The sequence below is a fragment of the Arsenophonus sp. PmNCSU2021_1 genome, assembly GCF_036919435.1.
GTDB lineage: Bacteria > Pseudomonadota > Gammaproteobacteria > Enterobacterales > Enterobacteriaceae > Arsenophonus > Arsenophonus nilaparvatae.
Window position 1 is genome coordinate 746029 of sequence record NZ_JAZHPL010000006.1, and the last position, 22391, is coordinate 768419.

Genomic DNA, 22391 nt, shown 5'->3' on the forward strand with positions numbered 1-22391 from the left:
AAGGATTATTTGACTAATACATTTTTAATAGTGAATTTGAATATGAATTATTTGCATGTTGTTTTTAAACCACAAGAATTAGTGGTTTACCAAGCCAAAATGAATAAGAAAATTTATCCGATAACCTATCAGAAAATTAATATATTAGAGTTATTAGAATTAATTAAACAAATTAAATTAGATTTTCCCAATATTCAAGGGGGAATATTAAAAGGAGATGCGTTAGCATTTTATTCGCCATTTTGTATCAAAATTGCTAATGATGTTGTTGATATGGAGAAATGTTTCTCTGAAATATTCAATGTCCCCTTTATTCGAACAGAAGTTTTAGTTGATGAATGTGAAGAGACATTAAAACATGCCTTAGCAGAGAAACAACAAACAATAACTTGGAGCATTGATTATTTCGGCTATAATCCAGGCAAAGCGGAATATACCACTGACTCCTTATTGACCGTAGCAAATGGATATTTAGGGTTACGCGGGACATTACCTGAAATGGTAATCAGTGATGATACCTATCCGGCAACTTATCTTGCAGGGCTTTATAATCAAGCTATTTCTGTAATAAATGGCCACCAAGTTCATAATGAAGATTTCGTTAATGCACCCAATGCACAATATATCTCGTTACGTATTGGCCAAGGTAAATTTGTTAATTTTACGGATTTTAAAGTTATTTCTCTTTATCGTCGATTAGATTTAATGACAGGAATTTTATCTAGTGAATTACAAATTGAAGATCAAGAAGGGCGTCGCTTAAAAATAGATTGTCGAAAATTTACTAATATGGCAAGAATGACGCACTATAGTATTGAATATCAATTTTGTCCTTTAAATTTTTCTGATCAAATCACCATTTGTAGCAAAACAGATGGTGGAACGTTTAATTATGGTGTTGAACGCTATCGTTCACTCAATTCCTCTCATTATCAAATAAAAGATTTAAGTGTTGATAAGCATAAAACTTATTTATTAGCGCAAACCTTTCAAAGTCAAATCGGGATTGGAGTTTCGACAGAAATTAGCGGTGATTTTTTTGCGCCAAATAATGTCGAAAATAGGATAAATGAAAATAGTATTGTTCAACAGGTGGTTTTTTCTGCTCAACAAGGTAACTGTTATCGGTTAGAGAAAAATGTGGCGATCGCTATTTCTACTGTTTTTAAGCAAGATTGGCAGCAGGTAAATTCATGGCAGTTGCCTGATTTTGCTACCAGTTAGCAGAGAGTCAGCTTGCCTGGCAAACGCTTTGGCGGGAAAGCGATATTGTCATTGCTGGTGATATGATGACGCAAAAACTACTGCGTTTACATACCTACCATCTATTAGCTTCTTGCTCCCCATTAACGAATGGTAAACATAAATTAACCTGAGTTCGGGATAAGCATTATCAATTATACTTGAAGATACGTACCTGCAACAGGTATCTTTGGTTTAGATGGCATTAAACAATATGCAACCAGTCCGCCTAATAAATTCACTACAAAGTTAGCCGGAGAGCGATGTCGCGTATGCTCTATTTGACAAAGATTTTTTAACTCATCAAATACCGTTTCAATGACAGAACGATGACGCAAGATGGCTTTGTCGAAACAAGTCTGTTTAATAGGCTTCATTTTCTTTTTGATATTCGTTATAAGGCTAATTCCCATCGTTTTGAGTTGCTGTTTCAGTGAAGCCGATAAATACCCTTTATCTGCGTACAAACAACCAGAAAGATCCTTTGTCAGCTCAGGCAATGGTTTCCGATCATCGGTGTTTCCTGGTGTGAGTCGAAAACTGAGTATTTCCCCCAAATGATTGATAATTACATGAAGCTTGAAACCAAAGAACCAACCTGTTGAATTTTTTCCCCGTTCAGCTATCCCATTGAAGACTTTATGTCTGCGGATCCGTAAGTTATCACACACCGCTATCGGAGTAGAATCGGCAACCGATAGCCCCGTGCATTTTCCCTTAATTGACTCAAACAGTGCCGTTAACGCTAAGGCACTACGCGGAAGTAACTCTACACAGCGTGAATAGGATGGCAAGTTAGGAAATTCCTTCCGGAGATATAAGCGGACATAATAGAGATAAAATACCTTGAATTGCCTGAATCGGAGTTGATGAAACAACACAACCAGTGTCATCATTTCCGCCAACGAAAGCTGAGTAGACCGTCTACGACGCTTAGTACCGTTAGTCAGCAAATATTCATGCATTTTTGGCTCGAAGTCTTTGCAAAAATCATCCATCAGGCAATAAAGTTCAGTAAGATTTTCCATAATTGTTTAACAATGCTCTATTCTTTAACCAGACTGTTAGAGTATTTTAACAAAACAGGCTCATTCAACTATTTGAATATCAAGACTTTCTCTTTATTTCTTATCCCGAACTCAGGTTAAATTAGATGTTTCTGTTACTGCTAGAGGTTTGCATGGAGAAGCTTATCGAGGGCATATTTTTTGGGATGAAATATTTATTCTGCCATTTTATATTATGCATTTTCCGACAACCGCTCGCCAATTATTAATGTACCGTTATCGGCGGTTGCCGGCTGCAAAACATGCCGCTCAGCAAGCTGGTTTTCAAGGTGCTATGTTTCCTTGGCAATCAGGTCATGATGGTAGTGAGCAGACGCAAACCTTACATATAAATCCGCTGACAGGACAATGTGATCCTGATCATAGTCACTTACAGTGTCATATTTCTTTAAGCCACGAGTTTCGCACAGGCCTATAAAATTCTAGAAATGGCTTAAAAGTAATGATTAATCTGCAAGTTACTGAAATGCATAAATTCACTTAATTTACAATAAGTTATATTTAATTTATAAGGTTTTATCTATTTACATATTATGCTGAATTAAACTTAAAAATAGAGCGTTTTTTTATTGGTGCGAAACTCGTGTAAGCATTGCTTATAATGTTTGGCTATATTGGTTAAATACTGGCGATAAGCCATTTATGATCGATTTTGGGTTGGAATTATTAATTGAGATTGCCAAGTTTTGGCTGAGTAAAACAGTCTGGGATGCGACTACTAATCGATATCATATTGGTGGCGTTATGGGGCCAGATGAATTTCATGAATATAGTTTAGGTAATAAAGAAGCCGGTTTGCAGGGTAATGCTTACACTAATTTAATGGTGGCATGGTTATTTAATCAAATTGATCTGATAGTTTTATCTTTGTCAAAACAGGATTTAAATAATATCTTAAATCAAGTTAATATCGATAATGATTTCTGGCAGCAACTAACAACCATTAAAGAAAACTTAGTGTTGTCAATTAATGAGCAAAACATTATCGGGCAATTTGATGGTTATTTTGCCCTTGAAGAAATTGATTGTCACCGATCATGCAAAACTGATCCACTTGGTATTATTCGCACATTTTTGTACGGATAATTTATGTTAACCAAGGAGATATTTGTGGATATTCATGTTCGCTTTGCACAAGGACAAAGCCTTCGAAAAATTGCCCGTGAATTGGGCATATCCCGTAACACCGTAAAACATCATTTACAACAACAGACAATGCCAACTTATGCTAAAAGAAGTCAACAACCGACTAAATTAACACCCTTTAAACCTTATTTGCTTCAGCGAATTGAATTGGCTAAACCTGATTGGATCCCTGCAACAGTCTTATTTGATGAAGTAGTTGAAAGCGGCTATCAAGGCGGTATTGCTCAATTACGCCGATTTGTTTGTCAATTTAAACCAAGCATTGTTCCCGAAGCTGTCGTCCGTTTTGAAACACAGCCAGGTCAACAAATGCAAATCGACTTCACCAGCATCCGGCGAGGTAAAAAATCACTAAAAGCGTTTGGTGCAACGCTAGGCTATTCGCGTGCGAGTTATGTAAAGTTCTTTGATAATGAACGAGCAGAATCCTGGCAACAAGGTTTACGAGAAGCTTTCGACTATATTTGGTGGTGTACCACACGAAATATTGTGTGATAACGCAAAATCCCTCATCATCGAAAGGGATGCTTATGCAGAAGGTGAACATAAATTACATGTCGAAATGCTTCAAATGTCGAAAGATTACGGGTTTAAATTGTGTGCTTGCAAGCCCTACAGGGCAAAAACTAAAGGGAAAGTAGAGCGCTTTAACCACTATTTAAAAAACAGCTTTATCGTACCATTAAATACCGACCTTCGTGCTCATAATCTTGAACTGGATATTGAGATAGCTAATGCAAGAGTGGGGCCCTGGTTACAACGCGTTGCCCATCAGCGGATTCATGGAACAACGTTAGAGAAGCCAGCAGATAGACTAGCTAAGGAAGTTAAGTATCTTCTACCCTTACCAGCAAGGGTTTGCCAATCTATCCCGCAGACTGATACGCTTAATATCCGTATCGTACCGCCCCTTGAATCTGTCAGTTTGCAACACTCAATCAGCGTATACGAAGCATTGCTGGGAGGTGAACATGTTATTGCATGAACAAATTGAACACCTGTGTGAGTCATTGAAATTAAATTCTATTCCGACTCATTGGTCATCACTTGCCGAACAATGCATTGCCCAAGACAAAAGCTACGGAGAGTTTTTACTGTCCCTATTAAAATGTGAGCAACAACAACGAGATGAACGAACCCGTAATCTTTTGAGTCGGATGGCAGGATTCCCAGCACATAAAGAACTTAATACGTTCGATTTTAAGTTTGCAACGGGGATCCCCAAACAACACATACAGGAATTAAGCGCATTAACGTTTATTGAACGTAATGAAAATGTCGTGTTGCTTGGCCCAAGCGGTGTAGGCAAAACGCATTTAGCTATTGGGTTAGGATTAAAAGCAGTACAGGCCAAGAAGAAAACCCGCTTTACCACGGCAGCTGAACTGATGTTGCAACTCTCAACTGCCAAACGACAAAATAAGCTCAAACAATATCTATCACGTTCGGTGATGGCCCCGAAATTGTTGATTATCGATGAGATTGGATACCTGCCGTTTGGGCGAGAAGAAGCAAACCTGTTTTTCAATGTGATTGCCAAGCGTTATGAGCATGGCAGTGTCATATTGACGAGTAACTTATCATTTGGGCAATGGCCAAATGCTTTTGCTGATGACGCAACATTAACTGCCGCTATGCTTGATCGCTTACTTCATCATTCGCATGTACTGCAATTAAGCGGTGAAAGCTATCGATTGAAAGATAAGCGGCGCTCAGGAGCAATGACTGAGTAAAAGTGGATCAATTTTGATTGATCGGATTTAGCTAAAAAGTGGATCAGTTTTCGGTGATCGTTGACAATTGATTGGCAAAAATATCGCAATAAATACGGTAATATTTATAGGTTAGATAGAATCCTACGCGCTGAAGGGAAATTAGCCGATAATTATAAGATTGCCAAACAGCCAGATTTATTAATGATATTTAATAACTTTAACCAAGATGTTGTTAGTTCATTATTAGAGAAAATGAATTATCCTGCGTCTGATAATTATGTAGAAAAAAATTTCAATTATTATTTTTCTCGCACTTCCCACGGCTCGACACTATCCCGTGTTGTTCATGCGTCTTTGGCTGAGAATATTAAATCGTCAGCTTTATCTTGGCAATTGTATCAAGACGCTTTATTTTCTGATTATCAAGATATTCAGGGTGGAACGACCTTAGAAGGTATTCATACTGGCGTAATGGCGGCCACCCTCAATATGACAATTATGACATACGGTGGGGTAGATATTCGTCAACCGTTATTGAAAATCAATCCTTCATTACCTACTCATTGGCAGCATCTCCAATTTAAGCTGTGCCATTTAGGCATTAATTACCAATTTTTTATCACTCGAGAACAATTATCAATTGGATGTGATCAGGATACTGAGATACAGGTGGGTGAGCAGCAGTATCGGATTTCTGCCGGTAAAATTGCTAATGTTGTTTATAAAAATGAGGTAGTTGCATGAAGAAGGGCATGATCTTCGATCTTGATGGTGTTATTGTCGATACCGCTTTTTATCATTTTAAAGCTTGGCAATATTTGGCTAAACAAATCGATATTGATTTTGATGCGACCTTTAATGAAACTTTGAAGGGAATAAGCAGAATTGAGTCATTGGAGAAAATTTTGCATTATGGTAATAAAGCCGATGTTTTTAGTGTGGCAGAAAAAAATGCCCTGATGGACAGTAAAAATGATTACTATGTAAAATCACTCAGTAAACTGACAGAAAAAAATATCTTGCCTGGGGTATAGCCTTTTATTAAGCAAGCCAAAAAAAAGAAAATACCTTGTGCGATAGCCTCCGCTTCTAAAAATGCCACAATGATCCTAGAGCAACTGAATATTAAAGATTATTTTAATGTAATTGTTGATCCTCACTCTTTATCTAAAGGTAAGCCGGATCCAGAGATTTTTTTAACAGCGGCCAATTTAATCGATGTATTACCTAATGAAGCGATTGGTTTTGAAGATTCACAAGCAGGAATTACAGCATTAAATAGCGCGAATATTTTTTCTGTTGGCATATCGTCAAAAGACAATTTAGTGGGTGCAGATTTACGAGTAGACTCTTTTGAAAAAATTAATTTTGAGCAACTGTTATGTCTATAACTGAATGCTTTAATTATTTAATATAAATAGTAAACATTTAGTAAAATAACCTCTTTTGCATCTTTAGGTCAGGCAACAAACTAGTCATTGAGGTTGGTGATATATAGTTTTACTTATAAATGTTGACAGCGCTTTTTCACTGTCAGCATTTATAACAGCCATTACCTTAATGTATTTAAGAATATGTAACGGGCATGTTTTGCAACTGCTGAATACTAAAATCAACAACAGGAAGTTCTGGAGAAAATAGATGTCTGGTAGTTTTATATGGAAATATTTTCCCTTTACTTACAATATGTTCTCTAATTTTTTCAGGGCAAAAAGGCTTACCGTTATACCAGTGGTAAACACTTACACATTCATAGGTATAATCAAGCATGACACAAGGAAGACATGCTAGACCTAACCGATATGCAGCACAATATCGATGATTACCATCCATAATAATCCCAGTTTGTTTTTCTATTGGGACAGCCGTTATCCATCTCTGACAGTGAATAATCTCCTCTACTAATATTTCTACATGTTCAATGTTGACCTCTTCAGATGGACGGATCAATGCAAGTGGTCGCAATACTACGTTATATATCATGTTTACCTCATCTGATATCAGCAAGTACGTTAAGTAGGGTATCAATCTCTTCTTCACTGTTGTATGCATGCACAGATGCACGTACGACAGCGTCAAGTCCACGATTTTTCATATCAATAAATGTTGAATTAAATCGTGAACAGGAAACATTCATACGACGTGGATGAGTGGATAGATACTTTTGTACATTTTCTGGAATAATATTCTTGACGGTAAACGTAACAATCCCAGATAAATATTTCCCACGATCATGTATCTGAATGTGAGGTAAATCCTTCAGACCGGTTCTAAGTTGTTTGCCAAGATGAAGAATTCGTTGAGTTATATTTTCCTGGCCTAATGATGTAGTATATGCGGCAGCAGCTCCCAGACCAAGACGATCCGCAATATTAGCTTCCCAGCATTCAAAACGACGTGCGCTATGATTAATGCGATAATGATTAGCACTTTCCAGCTTCGCGGCATGATGATCAAGCAATATTGGTTCTATAGTTGAGCTTAATATGTTATCTATCCACAGAAAACCAGTACCACGTGGAGCACGTAAGTATTTGCGACCAGAAGCGGTTAGTACATGACAGCCAATTTTTTTGATATCCAATGGTAAATGCCCAATTCCCTGGCAGGCATCCAGAAAAAACCATACGCCTGCTTCACGCGCGAGTGCGCCAATTTCCTCGACGGGTTGTATTGGCCCACCATGTGTACCAAGCAATGGTAGGCTTATTAATCGAACATTGGGATTATCCAATGCTTTCTTTAGGTGTTCCAAACAAACAGAACCAGTTTCATCTTCATTCAGTACTTTAACCTTTATACCATCTCGTTTTTGTCTTTGCAGATAAGGTATATAATTTCCTGCATACTCAGTTGTTGAGGTAAGAAGAATGTCACCAAATTTCAATGGTAAAGAATAAAAAGCCATATCCCAGGCACGAGTCGCATTCTCCATCAGCGCGATATCAGCAGGTTTTGCATTTATAAGCGTTGCTAGTTCCTGATAGACATTGTCAATTGACTGTCGCTGGGTCACAGCAGCTTCATAGCCACCGATGGTGATTTCTCTGGAGTAATGTTCCTTTATCGCACGTATAACGGGTTCAGGCATTAAACTTGCCCCGGCATTATTAAAATGGATGACATGCTCCGTTCCTGGAGTATCAGCGCGAAGCTGTGTCAGACAAAGTGTCACTATTATGCCCCTCTGCTTTCAGACTAACCATATATCCTGCTAAGTACGGAATGGGAAGGAATTTATGATGAAGACGACGAAATGTATCATCGGGATCAAGTTCACTGAATAGTTCAGGATGGATCCATTTTGCTAATTGCTGGATGGCAATGACATCGTAAGGACTGTTGTAGAACTGATGCCAAATAGCGAAAAATGCATTATTATGCTGAGCTGAACTGTTTTTATAGGCAGGGCGGGTAGTAAACCATGCTAGTCTAGTTTGGGCTTCTTTAATATCCGCACCAGGGCCGAGAGGTATCCATCGCCCACCAGGTACTGATGCCTGAAAATTACCACTGGTCAAAATTACTATATCGGGATTGGTTGATACTATCTGCTCTGGATTGATGGTAAAAAAGGAACCTGGAGATAACGATGCAGCTATGTTTTCTCCCCCAGCAAGTTTGACAAATCGCCCAAAACTTCCTTTACCAAACGTCATACAACACTCATCTGAATATCCCCCTAGACGCTCAAGAAACACTTTAGGTAGGGGAGACGTTAACTTATTTACCTGGGAGGTTACACGTTTTAGCTCCATATCACGGAATTGAAGGTAGGCGGTGGCAAGCTCCATTTTGCCAAACAGTTTGCCAAACAGTTTTACCGTCGGGGGAATATGTGCTATTGGTTCATAACGAAAGTCAACATAGACGATAGGGATCCCGGCGCTGGAAAGCGCCGCCTCATATCCTGAATCTACGATCGCTTTTCTTGCATCCATGTTCATGATGATAACGTCAGGTTTGAGGCTAATGGCCAGCTCTACATCGAAAGTTCCCTGTTCGCTACCACCAAAAGTAGGGATTTTTTCCAAAAGGGGAAAACGTTTTCGATACTGTTGCCATGTCGCTGGATCTGACTGAATTAAATCCTTTCTCCAGGCAACCACTCGCTTAGCTGGATTTTCCTTATCTAACATTGCAACAAGGTAAAGTTGTCGACCTTCGCCTAGGATCACGCGCTGAACCGGAAGTTTGACTGACACAGTTCTACCGAGGAGATCGGTCACCGGAGTAGCTATTTGTTCCGCTTGTACACTGGAAGAAATTAGCAGTATGGTAAAAAATAAAAACCTTACTATCATAGCTCATACCCTATAGATTTATTTGATTCTTTGGAGGATTGGCTAACTTTCAACGTGATAAAAAATGTGATGAGATACATTACAGCGACACAAATAAACAAAGCAGGCAATCCTGGCCAAAGAAGAGTTACTCCACCAAGAGCAATACCCGCAATAGAAGCAAACTGGCTTATACTTTGTGTCAGGCCAAGTACATAACTTTGTTCTCCCTTAGCCGCGGCACGAGAGATTAATGCGGTTAGTATGGGTGTTGTTGCGCCAAGCAATACTCCCCACAAAAAATAGAGGGCAATAAACAACCCAGTTTGACGCACAGCTGCAAGCAGCAAGGTTATAAGGAAACAACCGATTATTATGCTCAACATACGCTTTAGGGTGGCGTGCATATTATGAGGTTCGAACCACCGTGCCCAAAATGTAGCAGAAACGATTACACCAGTAGCCTGTAGACCATATGCCAATCCTATCAACCAGTTCGGAGCATTGAAAAGGCTGGTAACATAAAGTGAAAACGGGGTTTGCGTTATCATTCTGCTCATTAATAGCAGACTAAGAATAAGCAATAATCCAACCATTGCTCTATTATTGACGGTACGTAAAGTGTTTTTTCCTTCTGGGAGACGGGAGGCGGTCGATGTGCTTTTAGTCGGGCCATCATCAGGTAATACTAGGAGCACCAAAAGAGAACATAGAGCACAAATAATGGATGCACTCAGATTGATCCAGAAAAAGCTCAATAGATCGAGAATAGCTCCGCCAGTGATAGCACCCAAAAGTGCTCCTGTATTGGTAGAAACCTGCAACCATGCGAATAAACGTATATGTTGTGATGCCGGTACCATGGCAATACCATAAGCCTGTGCTGGAGCGATATACCCGGCACAAGCGCCCTGAACAAAACGCAGAATAAGTACAATCCATACATCATTTGCGAAGGCGAGTCCTAACTGCGTTAGAGCAAGGCCAGCCAGTGCGCGGATCATCATTGTTTTATTGCCGATCCTGTCACCAACGCGCCCCCAGAACGCGCTTGTCAATATAATGCCTAGCATAGGGGCAATATAAACACCGGTGCCGGCAAAACTCAGCAGTTCCTGCGATGTCATACTTGCTAAATGTAACGGCCAGAAAGGTCCGCTCATCTCCATTGCGCCCATTGAGAGCAATTGTACGATAAACAAGAACTGAACAATAAACACTACGCTACCTGTCACGCGCATTCTGTTACCACCCTAATTTCCGGCCAACTGGTGGGGATAGGGACGGTGGCACTGTTTTCCCCTATATACTCACAACACCAAAGATAGATTTCATTGATATAAGGCACTGGCACATTAAGGCGTTTTCCAATAGCAACCAAAAGGCTAAGACCACAGGCAATATCTTCCTGAAAGACTCTATGGTGTTGATCAAAAACATAACCTTCTTCATTTTTAGCTTTAATCAGAGGGAGCGGAATTCCTTCGTATGCCTGATTCGTTCTTAAAACACTTAACAATGTACGAGAATCAGCAATAAGATCACCGTAGGCCTCGACGATTTCCTGCTGCAAAGGTTGTACTGAGCTGAGATCGATGTGAAGTGCAGCCTCAGCTGCTTTACGTAGCAACTGATTTTCTTCATCACAACGGGCAAGGAAGTAGGCACCTAACTCTGGGCAATCATTCCACCAACAAGGGATATGGCTAAAGGAATGTTTGTGCCACTGCCCCCATGGACCGATTAAACCGTAAATTACGGAGCCATGCATAATTGGATTACCTGGAGTTAGGGTAATTTCGAGGTAATCAGCAAGTAGCATCACAGGTGATTCATAAAGTTGGTTTAGATAACCAATTAATATTTCAGCCATTTCTGGCTTTTCTCTACGGTGTAATGCAACATAAAGATGTGATTTAGCGCCACCAAGTTTGACACTGTTCCCACGGATAAGCTCAAAAGCAATATGGGAAACATCTTTCATCCCCCATAATACGATGTTAGGAAGAGTTCCTAAACGATACTCTGCCAGCCAGTCAAAACCACCAAAACCAGGAATTGCACCGACAAACACCGGTTTATTACGTGGCAGTGCTGGCTGAATAAGTTTTAGTACATTATCTCTTACATGAATTGGTGTAGTAATTATAATAACATCTGCATCACGGCAAGCTTCATAAGGACATGCTGTTACACAAGAGGGACTCGCTTTTAATAGGGTTCCATCATTCAATAACGCATGAATTTGCCCACCATTTTTTCTATAGGTGGCAGGAAATTCGGGTTGGCTGCTGAAAAGCGTAACGTCGACTTTAGGATTTTGACTGAATAAAACCGCTGCAAGGTGACCGGTATTACCAGCACCACAGATAGTTACTTTCAGTTTATACTCAGCGATCATGATTTACACTCCAGAATTGCGGAAGAAGCAAACCAGTTATCAAGTTGATCCCAGATTTCTGGAGCAGTCAAATCTCGTTCTTTAAGCCATTCTTCATTGAAAATAGTGTGCAGATATTTTTCACCTCCATCAGCGATGACCAGCGCCACATTGCCCTTGATTATCCCTTTACCGATTAGTTCTAGCGCCTTATAAATTGCTCCCCCAGTAGAACCGCCAACCAATAAACCAAAACGTCGAGCAAGATAACGGGCTGTTTCAAAAGCGCAAGCATCAGAAACCTGTTCGCCGTAATCAATGCAGCTATAATCTAGCACTAGACCAACCGTATCCCCTTTTGGTGTTCCTGTTCCTGACTGGTAATATGGCTTGCCTGGTTTGCCAAATACTATGGAACCTTCCGGTTCAACAGCGATAGTGAGAGTATCAGGATTATGAATCTTGAGCCCGTGTGCAATACCCGTTATCGAACCACCAGTGCCGACGCAGCCTACCCATGCGTCAACCCGACCAATTTGGTGGACAATTTCACGAACCAGATCAGCATACCCACCTGCGTTGGCGGCATTATCAGATTGATTCATAAAGACCGCACCTGATATTTCACTGGCAATCTCGGCGGCCATACGTTGGCGTTCAATAACAGCGACTTCATTTTCACCATAGTCACCTTTAACATAGCGGATCTCAGCCCCCAACGCTCGCATGATGGATATTTTGTCCTGAGCAGCATGGTGATCGACAACGGCGATAAATTTAAGACCAAATTCAATAGAGGCTAACGCTAATCCAATACCGGTGTTTCCAGAAGATGACTCAACAATCGTTCCACCCGGTTGGATGCGCCCAGATTTAAGTGCCGCAACAATCATATTTCTGGCCATACGGTCTTTCATACTACCACCAGGGTTATTTTTCTCGACTTTGATGTATAACCGGGAGTCTGCTTGTGTCAATGGCAACTGTATGACAGGAGTATTGCCAATTAAATCAGTTACTTTGCTGAAAATCATTTAAAAATTCCTTAATTGTCAACGGTGAACATCAATTTATTACTGGGATTCATCAATGCGGTAAGTCTTGTTGGGAGTGGATGACGATGGAATTGATTTTCCAGTAAATCCATCTGATAACCGGCAGTGTTAACAAAGACCAAGAGATCCCCAGGTTGAGGTAAGTGAAGAAACGAAATCAGTCGATTAGTAATGACATCTTCATCCAGGCAACTATGCCCAGCAATCCATGCTTTCCCTGGTGAGTGATTTTGTGCGTGATTACTGGATCGAAGATGGATTGGGTCGATTAGAAATTCAGAATTAAACCAGGTCTCGCAAGCACTGAAACTACTACCTTCAACAAATATAACAGAACTGTCATCGGTGTGAGGGCGGACTCGACATACTCGAAATACGCTTATGGCGCTCTGATTTACCAGGCTTCTACCTGGCTCAATACAAAGTGTTAAACCTTCCTTACAAAAAATATCAGATATACGATCACCTACAGCGTTTTGACTCTCTAGAAATACTGTTAACCATTGTTCAGCATTGAGTTCACCACCATATGGGTAAAAGCACGCAGGAATCTTGCCCGTACGATAATCTGCAAATTTTTGTGAGGATAACCAAGTTTTGTAACACTGACTTTCTACATACTGTACTGGTAACCCTCCTCCGATATCGATAATTCGAGGATCTAATCCAAGGTTACGGGCGTATGTAATTAATGGTAAGGTGTCAAGCAAAGCTCTAACCCTTGTTTCAGGAGCATAACCGCTGAGATGAAAATGAAAACCAGCAAGTTCTAGGTGCTTATTGTCTGCCAGAGAATGAAGAGCGATGATAATTTCATCGCTTAACATACCAAAACGGCTGTAGCAATTTGCATCTGGACGCAGTCGTAGCAATAGACTAATTTTTTCGAAATTTCCTCTCCAGATCTGAGCAAGTTCAATAATATCCCGTAGTTCCTGATAAGAATCTACCGCAATCCGTGCCCCCTTAAGAATTAGTTCCTGCAAAAAATCACGCGTTTTGGCCGGCCCAGTTGCGCACAGATCAACTCCATGGCATCCAGCACGTATGCCATCATGTAATTCCTGGAGGCTGGAAACATCTGCACCAGCTCCAGCAGATACTGCAGCTTGTAGTAGTGCCTGTGATTTGTTAACTTTTACCCCATAATAAAATTTACTTTTAATACCGAAACTCGTTGTAACCGCAGCCATAGCTTTAAGATTATTAGCCACAGTATGCGGCCAGACGATATTGAGTGGCGAGCTATACATATCCGTTAAACAGGTAAGAATTTCTGGCGACTGTAGTAACCAGTCAGTAATTACTGGATCGAGGTAGGGAGGTAAATCTCTGGCAAAGTTTACCTGCCAGGAAGTTTTTTGGGGATTAGCAATGTTGAGTAGTGAAGACATTTTTATTACCTCAAAAATCAACGGTTACTGAAGCAAGGAAAGTGCGAGGAGCGCCTTGTGCAATCGTGCTGTAGGAAGCAACGCCTGCCCAGTAATGACGGTCAAACACATTCTGCACATCAAAACGGAAGGTGGCCGGAATACTATAAACTTGAGTTTTATAGGCAACCCCCATATCTACAGTTATCCATGAACCAATGGACTGAGTGTTTGCCTGATTGACATACTGTTTTCCGCTGTAATTGATTTGACTGTTCAGCGAAAGTCCATTTAATACTGGTAAGGCATATTTCACGCCTAGGTTTGCCTGTACTGGAGATACGCCAACAGGTTTATTACCTCGAACACCAGAGGTTGGTGATTTAGTCAGTTCAGCATCAATCAGTGAGAGACTTCCTGTCATGCGTAGACCCTCCAATGGTTCCCCTGAAAGATTCAGTTCGATCCCTCGGTTGCGTTGTTCATTGTTAGTGCTGAAGGTATTATTACTATCAATTGCTCCACTTGGTTTTGTTATTTGGAAGAGTGCAAGGTTAATCAGAAGTTCACCTAGATTATATTTGACCCCGACTTCGTACTGGTTTGAGCGATAAGGTCGCATAACCTGGCCTGCATTCTTAGCAGTTCCAGGAGCTATATCGCCTTTACTAAGTCCTTCAATATAGTTTGCGTATAGTGACAAAGATTGCCATGGTCGATAGACCAGTCCAAGCATTGTGGTAAAGGCCGATTCGTCATACGTCGATGAGCGTTCTCGGTTAGCGGAAAAATTATCGGAACGAACTCTTTGGAAACGAATACCAGGGATAATATCAACACTGCCATCGAGAAGTGTAAGCGTATCGGCTAATGCCAGACCACTCAGTTGGTTTGAAGATATTTTGGGTACATGAGTTGGGGTAGGTGGCATAGTGACATCTTCTGCTGTTGGAGAGTAAATATTGGAATTAACCTTTTGTCCCCATGTACTAGCAACAGCTAGGCGATCATGATAGTAACTGGCCTGAAACGTCATCTCATGTTCTACTGGTCCGGTTGTAAAATAGCTCTTAGCACCGGTTTCTAAAGTGTAACGATTTACATTAAACCGAAAATTAGTAATAGTTGATACGACATCTCCTCGTTCATTGATAATGTTTGGTGTTTGTTCCGATATGCGTGAGACAAAAGAACGACCACCTCCTGCGTTAGCAAAAAAGGTTACATTATCATTAATGTCGTACTCAGTGTGGAGTAATACACCTTGGTCACGGATCTTCCACCACATTCCCTTTTGAGCAATGTTTGTCTTTCCATCTGGAGCTGCTGGGACATCAATATTGGGGGGAAACGGTAAAAGGTCGGTTAGGTGATTTTGCGTGCTGATATTGATCCAGTAAGTCAAGAGATACCCGGAATCCACCTTTTGCATAATCAAGTGCAAGTGCGCCAAGAGCTGCATTTTTACTGGCATTATTTAGTGATAAATTACCACTATTACCTCCACCATTAAAACGAATTCCCCACATTTCACCATCTGGATTTGACCATAATCGGCCAACATCGATGTAAGTGCCAAATTGGCTATCTGATTCCCAGGTTGTTGTAATCTGAGTAACATCCCTATTGGTTGCACGTTTAGTTACTGCATTGATTACACCGCCAACACCGCCATTAGGTGACATACCGTACAGCCCAGCACCTGGTCCCTTAAGCACCTCAATGCATTCAAGATATTGGGTTAAGAGTTGATAGTTAGGAGCAACACCATAAACACCATTCAGTGCGACTTCACCAATGTTACCTTCACCAAGAGGAAATCCCCTTATCATAAAGGAATCCAGAATACCGCCAGAAAGAGCGGTAACACGGACTGACGAATCGTGTTGAATAACATCTCCAAGCGTTTTGGCTTGACGATCATTAATATATTTAGAAGTGTAACCTTTGATACTGAACGGGGTATTTTGTACGTTTTTACTTCCTAACAGGCCAATATTGGCTCGTTGTATAATATCGCCATCGTCAGTTACATTTGATGTTTTTCCGATAACAACAATTGGTTCCTCCTCGCTGGCAGCGCTCAGCGTAATGTGGCTAGTAAAAACAAACGTAGTAAGATGGCATAGCAAAATAGTTTTATTACGATTTACTGTCATCGCTTTATTCTCAGAAATCACTCTTATCAGGCGAGCAGAGGGTTATTAAGACCATGTTGTATACGGTAATCGGTATATTGTTGTAAATGCATTCTCATTAATGAACGCGTGAACCATGGATGATGCATGAAATGCTGTCGTTCCTGATCCCAGAATTGTTCATCAAGACGTGGGCGTAGTTCGTTGAAAACACGTTCTAGTTCTTCACCGAGAATGTTCCACATCCGATTATCTGTAATGTGATAAAGATCGGTCAAAAACCAAGCAAGTTCGTGTAAGTGACTAACAAAGCAAGCATCCACGACGAATGTTCTCACGGGCTCAATGTCGTCTTCAAATACAGTGGATAAAATACCTGGCCATGAATAAGGTTTAAGTTCATAACCTTGTTTACGAAGAGCGGGAGCCCAAGTGCGGCCATCACCAAAGTCACGAATAAGCATTGCCTGCGCCATACCCTTTTCATCAAACAAAATCTGAGTATTTTGTTGATGAGCCTCGAGAGCTACGCCATAAATCAGATACATTGCCAGGACAGGTTTAAGCACAATGTACGCATAATTACGGAACCAGTTACTCGGATCCTGACCCGATAATTCAATAAATTCACTGACTACGGGTAGTGGTCGGTGAGGTAATTCGGTAAATAACGCCGCGACTGTTACTGCCAGCGTATTAGATTCTATTTGCCAAGGTGACGTGTTGCGGAATACGACTGAAAGGAATTCACCTTCCGCATCATTTTTCCGTTCCGGATGAAGGAAATGCCATGCAGCCTCTTCACGGAAGCAATCAAGCATACCATCAAAGCCATTTTCCGCTTTTAAGATCGCATCAATGATTGTACTGATGCGTGGACCCATATGAATCGATTTAGCTTGCAAACTGCGCATTTCACTTGTCATCCAGATTGCGACTGGTAATTTGATAAAAGGCAATTTAGATGAGGTTGGTAGCATAGTCCTGAATGACATGGAAGGTGCTGTTTCAAGCATAGGGCCATCGGTCAGGAGTATTCCATCTTTAATTTCTTTCGCAAAATGTTTACGGATCCAGTGTTTGAGATGCCATGGATGGAGAGGAAGGGGAAACCACATGCCAGGTTCGAGTCCTTCATTTTTCAACCACTCACACCATATCGGCCAAGTATCAGGAAAAACCTCTGAAAGCCATTGATGAATATCTTTAACATGAGGCATTTTTTCGCAATATGTCATGTCTGCTCGTAAAGCCCCTATACGAAGGGTAACTCGAGTACCAAATTCGGCAGATAAATCTTCAATATCCTGCTCATTCAATCCTGGACGAGATTTCCAGGTTGGATAGTAGGGATGTCCTTCCAGTGCCCCCCATTGATCGAGGAGAGTCGCTCCATCACGTATATCATGGTGTGCCATTACCCATTTGGTAAAAAATCTTTCATCATCCTTTGCCATTTTTTTGGCAATAGTTGCCCGCCAATTCTTCCTGTGTTTTCTAGCCATTCTGTCATTGTGGATGCTATTTGCGACATCATCATTGAATTGGTTTATCCCTTCCATGGTTGGCCTGAAATCAAGATCATTTAGAATAATATCAATCAAATGTTCATGTGTTTGAATCTGTACTTTATGGCCATTGGAACTTTCAAGGAATATATCCCCTCTATTAATAATTGTATTGGCTGGATAAATTGTTGTTTTTTCAAAATGAAGTTTGCTAATGCCATCAGAAAGAGGGTATGAAACCTGATTATTAGAAATAATAACTTGTGTCACATCCAATAACTTTTCTGCAAAAAGGCATCGGACTATTCTGGTCAGTGCGTTGCGCATTGAATAATCAAATAAATTGGTATGATTATTCTTATTCGTGCTTAATTTCCCTGGCTGTTCCATCATTTTCTCTTTCTAGGTTAGAGTGTTGAAACTATAAAAATCATACTAATCACGTTACGAGTCTTGAAAAATTCAAGTCACTAAGTTAGCATCAAAATTAATTCATGTAAATGATAATAAATATCATTATCATTCGTATTGTCTATTATCGTGACCAGTTTGCAAAATGGATAAAATTAATTTATTATCAACAAATTAGGTGGTTTTTATGAAGGAAGATGTCACATATCTTTTTGTCCCTGCAAATAAAAAGGAGTTATTTTCTAAAGCTCTTGAATGCGGAGCCGACGCAATAATTATTGACCTAGAAGACTCTGTTCACCCTGCAGAAAAAACTCATGGGCGTGAGAATATTGTGAGTTGGTTTACTGCTGTGAATGGGGATTCGATTACAACGAAAATTTATATCAGGATTAACCATCCAGAATGTGTTGACTTTATTCACGATGTAAAAATGCTAAATTCATTAGTGGGGGCTTCGATAACAGGTATTATGGTGCCCAAAATGGAATCTGGCGATACGATAGATAGAATAAAAAATCATTTAACAGATAAACTGACAGAACTCCCATTTATTGGCATCATCGAAACAGCCCGAGGAGTACACTGCTCTTACGCTATTGCTACAAGTGGTATTACAAGAATAGCATTTGGCTCTCTGGATTATTCCCTGGATATAAATTGTCAGCAAACGTCGGATGCATTTCTTTACGCACGGAGCCAAATTGTTGTAGCCTCACGTGTTGCTAACCTTTCAGCTCCAATTGATTGTGTTACCCCTGATTTTTTTTCATCCGATACTTTGTCTGTTGATGCACAACACGCTCAATCATTAGGTTTTGGTGCGAAATTATGTATTCATCCAAAACAAGTTTCTATTGTAGCTAAAGTGTTCTCGCCAAGTGAGGAGCAAAAACAATGGGCCAATAAGGTTATTGAGCAATCGAAAGATAATTACGCTTTTCAGGTAGAAGGAGTTATGGTCGATTTACCATTGATAAAGCAGGCTTCACGTCTACTGGGAAAAAGTGACAGAAAATTTAAATAAAAATAATTACTGAAAAGATAGAATAGACAAGGATCACTCACATATCGTCAATATTGTACGTCAAGTATGCGAGCTGTTTGACATTATTGTTTTTTACTAAGCCATCAATAAATAGCACGGCGTAACAATGCGCTAACTTTAGATTCCAGTCTGACTGTTTCAACCATTAACCCGTCAATGGGGGAAATTTTGAGCTAGGAATTAAGGGTATTGCGATGGATAATGGTGTCGATTATTCATTAGCACTATTTGAGATCCGGCAGAATAACTTTACCCAATTAGATAACAATGCTCCGCCACGTCCGGATGGCGCTAGGGTTTATTATGCTATTGATGGTATTAAAACCCGAGGTTTTGAAGTTGAAGTCAGCGGTCAGATCACCGATGATTGGAAAATTTATGCCGGTTATACCCAGTTCCGAGGTGTAGATTCGGATGGTAAATGTATCAATAGAGAAACGCCAAATAGATTATTTAAACTGTTTTCAACTTATACTTTGCCAGGAGTGATGAACAATCTAACGATTAGTGGTGGCGTTAACTGGCAAGATCAGACTTGGCAGCTGCTCGATGGGCCGCGTAAGAAACCGGTTAAAGCTGAACAGGCAAGCTTTGCTGTTGTTAACTTGAAGGGGCGTTATCAATTTAACACCAGCGCTTTCGCTAACAGTTAATTTGAATAATCTGTTTGATAAAACTTATTACACGCAATTAGATGATTACAAACAATATTACTATGGTGCCCCTCGTAATATTGAAGCAACACTCAATTATCAGTTTTAATTAAATAATAGATTTAAAGGTTATTAATAATGGTACTGCTGCGACAACGATTAATATTTTATAAAATGGGGTTCACAGTACCATTGGTATTAATGATAATTTTATTAACAGCTTGTGATAGACCGCCAGTAGTAAGCAATTTAGCGTCAGAGACTATCGGTTATCCTAAAACTATCATTACCGCACTTGGCAAAGCGGAAATTGACCAATCACCGCGACGGATTGTAGCATTGGGAAGCGGTAGTGAGGATATCTTATTAGCCCTTGGGATCGTGCCTATTGCGATTGAGTCACATTATTGGGGTGGCGATATACAAGGGTATTTACCCTGGTTTAAGGAAGAAATTGAACGGCGTGGCGCCAGGTTACCGGTTATCATTGAAATGTATCCAGAATTGGATATAGAAAAAATTATTAAATTAAAACCTGATTTAATTCTGGCAACCCAATCAGGTATCACCCAAGCGGATTTTAATGCGTTCACGAGTTTCGCACGGGCATATAAAATTCTAGAAATGGCTTCAGAACAATAATTAATCTGTAACTTGCTAAGACGTATAAATTTACTTAAATTACAATAAGTTATTTTTAATTTATGAGATTTTTTCTATTTATATATTATACTGAATTAAACTTAAAAATAGAGCGTTTTTTTATTGGTGCGAAACTCGTGGCGTTATCTTATTTTGCTCCGTTGGTGGCATATCCAGATAAACCCTGGCAGACAACACCGCAACAGCAAATTAAATTAATTGCTAATGCATTAGATAAACAACCGCAGGGAAAAAAATTGAGCGCTGAACTTGATGCGATGCTAGTCGCAGCTGGTCATCGTATCCCTAATATACAAAACTATCAATTTGCTTATATTAAGGCTGGGACGACAGCGAATAGTTTATCCATTTATATAAAAAATGATCCACGGGTAGATACATTGGTTCATATTGGTTTGTCATTATTGCCATTGGCAAAAACCGTCACGGCTCCTTTTGGTAGTTTTGCTGTCAACATTGGTTTGGAAAATGCTGATTTACTGAATGATGCTGATATTTTGTTGACCTGGTATAACAGTGAAAAAGAGCGACAACAAACCGAATCTCAGCCGCTATTTCAATCGATACGGGCAGTTCGTCAGGGTGTTTATATTCCATTAACGGATCAAGCGCTAGTCATGTCTATGTCGTATGGCTCGCTACTCAGTTTACGTTGGGGATTACCAAAATTTATGTCATTACTGCAGCAGGAGTTAGCCAAGCATGATAAATCCTAAGCGGCTTATTTCCCGGGTGTTGGGATTAATATTAATGTTGCTATTAACCTGCCTTTGTATTCTGGCTAGTTTAAGTTTTGGTTCAAAACCCGTACCGTTATCAGCAGTTTGGCAACATTATTGGTTTAATAGTCAAGTTAATTATTATGATTTAATCATTGAGGCACGAGAGTCCCGTACCTTTATTGGATTAATGGCGGGGGCAGCGTTAGCAGGCGCAGTGACGCAAGGATTGCTGGGTAATCCGCTTGGCGATCCTGGTTTATTAGGCATCAATGCCGGTGCAGCAGCGGCGGTGGTTTTTTGCTCTTTAGTGCCAGTACTAACTAATGTCTCTCATTTTTGGGCAGCTTTTGTTGGCGCTAGTTTATCCACTTTACTGTTTTATTTTATGAGTGGTAGTCGCCTTAATACTAACCCGGTAAGGCTAATTTTAACCGGCGTCGCTATCAATGCTTGTTTATTGGCGGTAGTGCAAGCCATTGTTCTAATCAACCCACAAGCGATGGATAGTTATCGTTTTTGGATCATGGGCGCTTTAAATGCAGTATCGTTAACAGAGGCTGGTTGGTTAATTCCTTATTTATTAGTGGCTATTATCTTAACATTTTCACTGAGTGCCGCATTAAATATTATGGTCTTTGGTGACGGCATTGTGCATTCTCTGGGGGGTAATGTCGCGCGTACCCGTCTATTGTCGCTATTAAGTGTTAGCATGCTGGCGGCTGTTGCAACCGCAATGGCTGGGCCGATTGCTTTTATAGGTTTAGTGGCGCCACATTTAATGCGAGCCTGGATAGGTAGTGATTTTCGTTGGTTATTGCCTTATAGCATGTTAGCCGGCTCATGTTTGTTATTAATATCTGATGTGATAGCACGACTAGTCATTGCGCCAGAAGAAGTAATGGTTGGTACTATTACCGCGGTAGTTGGTGCGCCTTTGCTTTATTGGGTAGCCAAAAAACCAACTGATAGCAGGATGGCAGAATAAAG

At 40.2% G+C, this 22391-nt stretch carries 20 protein-coding genes and 3 pseudogenes; 12 read left to right on the forward strand and 11 right to left on the reverse strand.

Annotated elements, in window-relative coordinates; translation table 11 throughout:
* Positions 1-9 precede the first annotated feature (9 nt).
* The gene (locus V3224_RS16815; protein WP_334471884.1) at positions 10-1224 is read left to right on the forward strand and encodes a hypothetical protein; all 1215 of its coding nucleotides are present in this window, start codon (positions 10-12) and stop codon (positions 1222-1224) included.
* A gap of 173 nt (positions 1225-1397) precedes the next feature.
* Here V3224_RS16815 and V3224_RS16820 read toward each other — a convergent pair whose 3' ends face one another.
* Entirely contained in the window at positions 1398-2270 is an 873-nt protein-coding gene (locus V3224_RS16820) for an IS982 family transposase (RefSeq protein WP_334467716.1), read from the reverse strand.
* A gap of 76 nt (positions 2271-2346) precedes the next feature.
* On the opposite strand from V3224_RS16820, the pseudogene V3224_RS16825 reads away from it, so the two are divergent.
* The 6 genes and pseudogenes from V3224_RS16825 to pgmB form a co-directional block, all read left to right on the forward strand.
* Positions 2347-2724 (forward strand): annotated as a pseudogene (locus V3224_RS16825) (glycoside hydrolase family 65 protein); the annotation flags it as partial.
* A 176-nt stretch (positions 2725-2900) separates the two neighbouring features.
* The gene (locus V3224_RS16830; RefSeq protein WP_334472060.1) at positions 2901-3395 is read left to right on the forward strand and encodes a hypothetical protein; all 495 of its coding nucleotides are present in this window, start codon (positions 2901-2903) and stop codon (positions 3393-3395) included.
* Positions 3396-3398: 3 nt separating this feature from the next.
* A pseudogene (gene istA / locus V3224_RS16835) lies at positions 3399-4440 on the forward strand (IS21 family transposase).
* Complete coding sequence (gene istB, locus V3224_RS16840) at positions 4427-5188, forward strand: IS21-like element helper ATPase IstB (protein ID WP_334467780.1); 762 nt, start codon at positions 4427-4429, stop codon at positions 5186-5188. The pseudogene istA and the gene istB overlap by 14 nt, the downstream one beginning before the upstream one ends.
* A 60-nt stretch (positions 5189-5248) precedes the next feature.
* Positions 5249-5914 (forward strand): glycosyl hydrolase family 65 protein, encoded by a 666-nt coding sequence (locus V3224_RS16845; RefSeq protein ID WP_334471886.1) that lies wholly within the window; start codon positions 5249-5251, stop codon positions 5912-5914.
* A gap of 8 nt (positions 5915-5922) precedes the next feature.
* Positions 5923-6561: pseudogene (gene pgmB, locus V3224_RS16850) on the forward strand (beta-phosphoglucomutase).
* 175 nt (positions 6562-6736) lie between these two features.
* Here the strand turns inward: pgmB and V3224_RS16855 are convergent.
* From V3224_RS16855 to V3224_RS16900, 10 genes are read right to left on the reverse strand one after another with little or no spacing between them, the layout of a single operon-like run.
* Positions 6737-7153, reverse strand: a complete 417-nt coding sequence (locus tag V3224_RS16855; protein WP_334471888.1) for a transcriptional regulator — start codon at positions 7151-7153, stop codon at positions 6737-6739.
* A gap of 7 nt (positions 7154-7160) precedes the next feature.
* Positions 7161-8345, reverse strand: coding sequence for an aminotransferase class V-fold PLP-dependent enzyme (locus V3224_RS16860; protein ID WP_334471890.1), 1185 nt, complete (start codon positions 8343-8345; stop codon positions 7161-7163).
* Positions 8314-9474 carry an ABC transporter substrate-binding protein gene (locus V3224_RS16865; protein ID WP_334471892.1) on the reverse strand — a complete coding sequence of 387 codons (1161 nt, stop codon included), beginning with the start codon at positions 9472-9474 and terminating at the stop codon, positions 8314-8316. The genes V3224_RS16860 and V3224_RS16865 overlap by 32 nt, the downstream gene beginning before the upstream one ends.
* Positions 9471-10694 carry an MFS transporter gene (locus V3224_RS16870; protein ID WP_334471894.1) on the reverse strand — a complete coding sequence of 408 codons (1224 nt, stop codon included), beginning with the start codon at positions 10692-10694 and terminating at the stop codon, positions 9471-9473. Before V3224_RS16870 ends, V3224_RS16865 begins: the two co-directional genes overlap by 4 nt.
* Positions 10685-11854: an NAD/NADP octopine/nopaline dehydrogenase family protein gene (locus V3224_RS16875; protein ID WP_334471896.1), complete on the reverse strand. Its 1170-nt coding sequence runs from the start codon at positions 11852-11854 to the stop codon at positions 10685-10687. Before V3224_RS16875 ends, V3224_RS16870 begins: the two co-directional genes overlap by 10 nt.
* Positions 11851-12867, reverse strand: a complete 1017-nt coding sequence (locus tag V3224_RS16880) for a PLP-dependent cysteine synthase family protein (RefSeq protein WP_334471898.1) — start codon at positions 12865-12867, stop codon at positions 11851-11853. Before V3224_RS16880 ends, V3224_RS16875 begins: the two co-directional genes overlap by 4 nt.
* 11 nt (positions 12868-12878) lie before the next feature.
* Positions 12879-14282 (reverse strand): Y4yA family PLP-dependent enzyme, encoded by a 1404-nt coding sequence (locus V3224_RS16885; RefSeq protein ID WP_334471900.1) that lies wholly within the window; start codon positions 14280-14282, stop codon positions 12879-12881.
* Between the two features lie 10 nt (positions 14283-14292).
* A complete protein-coding gene (locus tag V3224_RS16890; RefSeq protein WP_334471902.1) occupies positions 14293-15693 on the reverse strand; it encodes a TonB-dependent receptor in 1401 nt (466 codons plus the stop codon).
* A complete protein-coding gene (locus V3224_RS16895; RefSeq protein ID WP_334471904.1) occupies positions 15596-16420 on the reverse strand; it encodes a TonB-dependent receptor plug domain-containing protein in 825 nt (274 codons plus the stop codon). Before V3224_RS16895 ends, V3224_RS16890 begins: the two co-directional genes overlap by 98 nt.
* 26 nt (positions 16421-16446) lie before the next feature.
* Positions 16447-18300, reverse strand: coding sequence for an IucA/IucC family protein (locus V3224_RS16900; protein WP_442890585.1), 1854 nt, complete (start codon positions 18298-18300; stop codon positions 16447-16449).
* A gap of 205 nt (positions 18301-18505) precedes the next feature.
* On the opposite strand from V3224_RS16900, the gene V3224_RS16905 reads away from it, so the two are divergent.
* The 5 genes from V3224_RS16905 (at position 18506) to V3224_RS16925 (ending at position 22389) form a co-directional block, all read left to right on the forward strand.
* A complete protein-coding gene (locus tag V3224_RS16905) occupies positions 18506-19345 on the forward strand; it encodes an HpcH/HpaI aldolase/citrate lyase family protein (RefSeq protein ID WP_334471906.1) in 840 nt (279 codons plus the stop codon).
* A gap of 215 nt (positions 19346-19560) precedes the next feature.
* Entirely contained in the window at positions 19561-20019 is a 459-nt protein-coding gene (locus tag V3224_RS16910; protein ID WP_334471908.1) for a TonB-dependent receptor domain-containing protein, read from the forward strand.
* Between the two features lie 192 nt (positions 20020-20211).
* Entirely contained in the window at positions 20212-20661 is a 450-nt protein-coding gene (locus tag V3224_RS16915; RefSeq protein ID WP_334471910.1) for a hypothetical protein, read from the forward strand.
* Positions 20662-20798: 137 nt separating this feature from the next.
* Positions 20799-21398, forward strand: coding sequence for an ABC transporter substrate-binding protein (locus V3224_RS16920; RefSeq protein ID WP_334471912.1), 600 nt, complete (start codon positions 20799-20801; stop codon positions 21396-21398).
* A complete protein-coding gene (locus tag V3224_RS16925; protein WP_334471914.1) occupies positions 21385-22389 on the forward strand; it encodes a FecCD family ABC transporter permease in 1005 nt (334 codons plus the stop codon). The genes V3224_RS16920 and V3224_RS16925 overlap by 14 nt, the downstream gene beginning before the upstream one ends.
* Positions 22390-22391 lie beyond the last annotated feature (2 nt).

What these genes read in the sequence shown, in the direction of transcription:
- V3224_RS16890 (WP_334471902.1), bottom strand. Translation starts at nt 15,693, where the DNA reads ATGCAAAAGGTGGATTCCGGGTATCTCTTGACTTACTGGATCAATATC.
- V3224_RS16870 (WP_334471894.1), bottom strand. Translation starts at nt 10,694, where the DNA reads ATGCGCGTGACAGGTAGCGTAGTGTTTATTGTTCAGTTCTTGTTTATC.
- V3224_RS16885 (WP_334471900.1), bottom strand. Translation starts at nt 14,282, where the DNA reads ATGTCTTCACTACTCAACATTGCTAATCCCCAAAAAACTTCCTGGCAG.
- V3224_RS16820 (WP_334467716.1), bottom strand. Translation starts at nt 2,270, where the DNA reads ATGGAAAATCTTACTGAACTTTATTGCCTGATGGATGATTTTTGCAAA.
- V3224_RS16895 (WP_334471904.1), bottom strand. Translation starts at nt 16,420, where the DNA reads ATGACAGTAAATCGTAATAAAACTATTTTGCTATGCCATCTTACTACG.
- istB (WP_334467780.1), top strand. Translation starts at nt 4,427, where the DNA reads ATGTTATTGCATGAACAAATTGAACACCTGTGTGAGTCATTGAAATTA.
- V3224_RS16880 (WP_334471898.1), bottom strand. Translation starts at nt 12,867, where the DNA reads ATGATTTTCAGCAAAGTAACTGATTTAATTGGCAATACTCCTGTCATA.
- V3224_RS16910 (WP_334471908.1), top strand. Translation starts at nt 19,561, where the DNA reads ATGGATAATGGTGTCGATTATTCATTAGCACTATTTGAGATCCGGCAG.
- V3224_RS16875 (WP_334471896.1), bottom strand. Translation starts at nt 11,854, where the DNA reads ATGATCGCTGAGTATAAACTGAAAGTAACTATCTGTGGTGCTGGTAAT.
- V3224_RS16900 (WP_442890585.1), bottom strand. Translation starts at nt 18,300, where the DNA reads ATGATGGAACAGCCAGGGAAATTAAGCACGAATAAGAATAATCATACC.
- V3224_RS16905 (WP_334471906.1), top strand. Translation starts at nt 18,506, where the DNA reads ATGAAGGAAGATGTCACATATCTTTTTGTCCCTGCAAATAAAAAGGAG.
- V3224_RS16925 (WP_334471914.1), top strand. Translation starts at nt 21,385, where the DNA reads ATGATAAATCCTAAGCGGCTTATTTCCCGGGTGTTGGGATTAATATTA.
- V3224_RS16855 (WP_334471888.1), bottom strand. Translation starts at nt 7,153, where the DNA reads ATGATATATAACGTAGTATTGCGACCACTTGCATTGATCCGTCCATCT.
- V3224_RS16865 (WP_334471892.1), bottom strand. Translation starts at nt 9,474, where the DNA reads ATGATAGTAAGGTTTTTATTTTTTACCATACTGCTAATTTCTTCCAGT.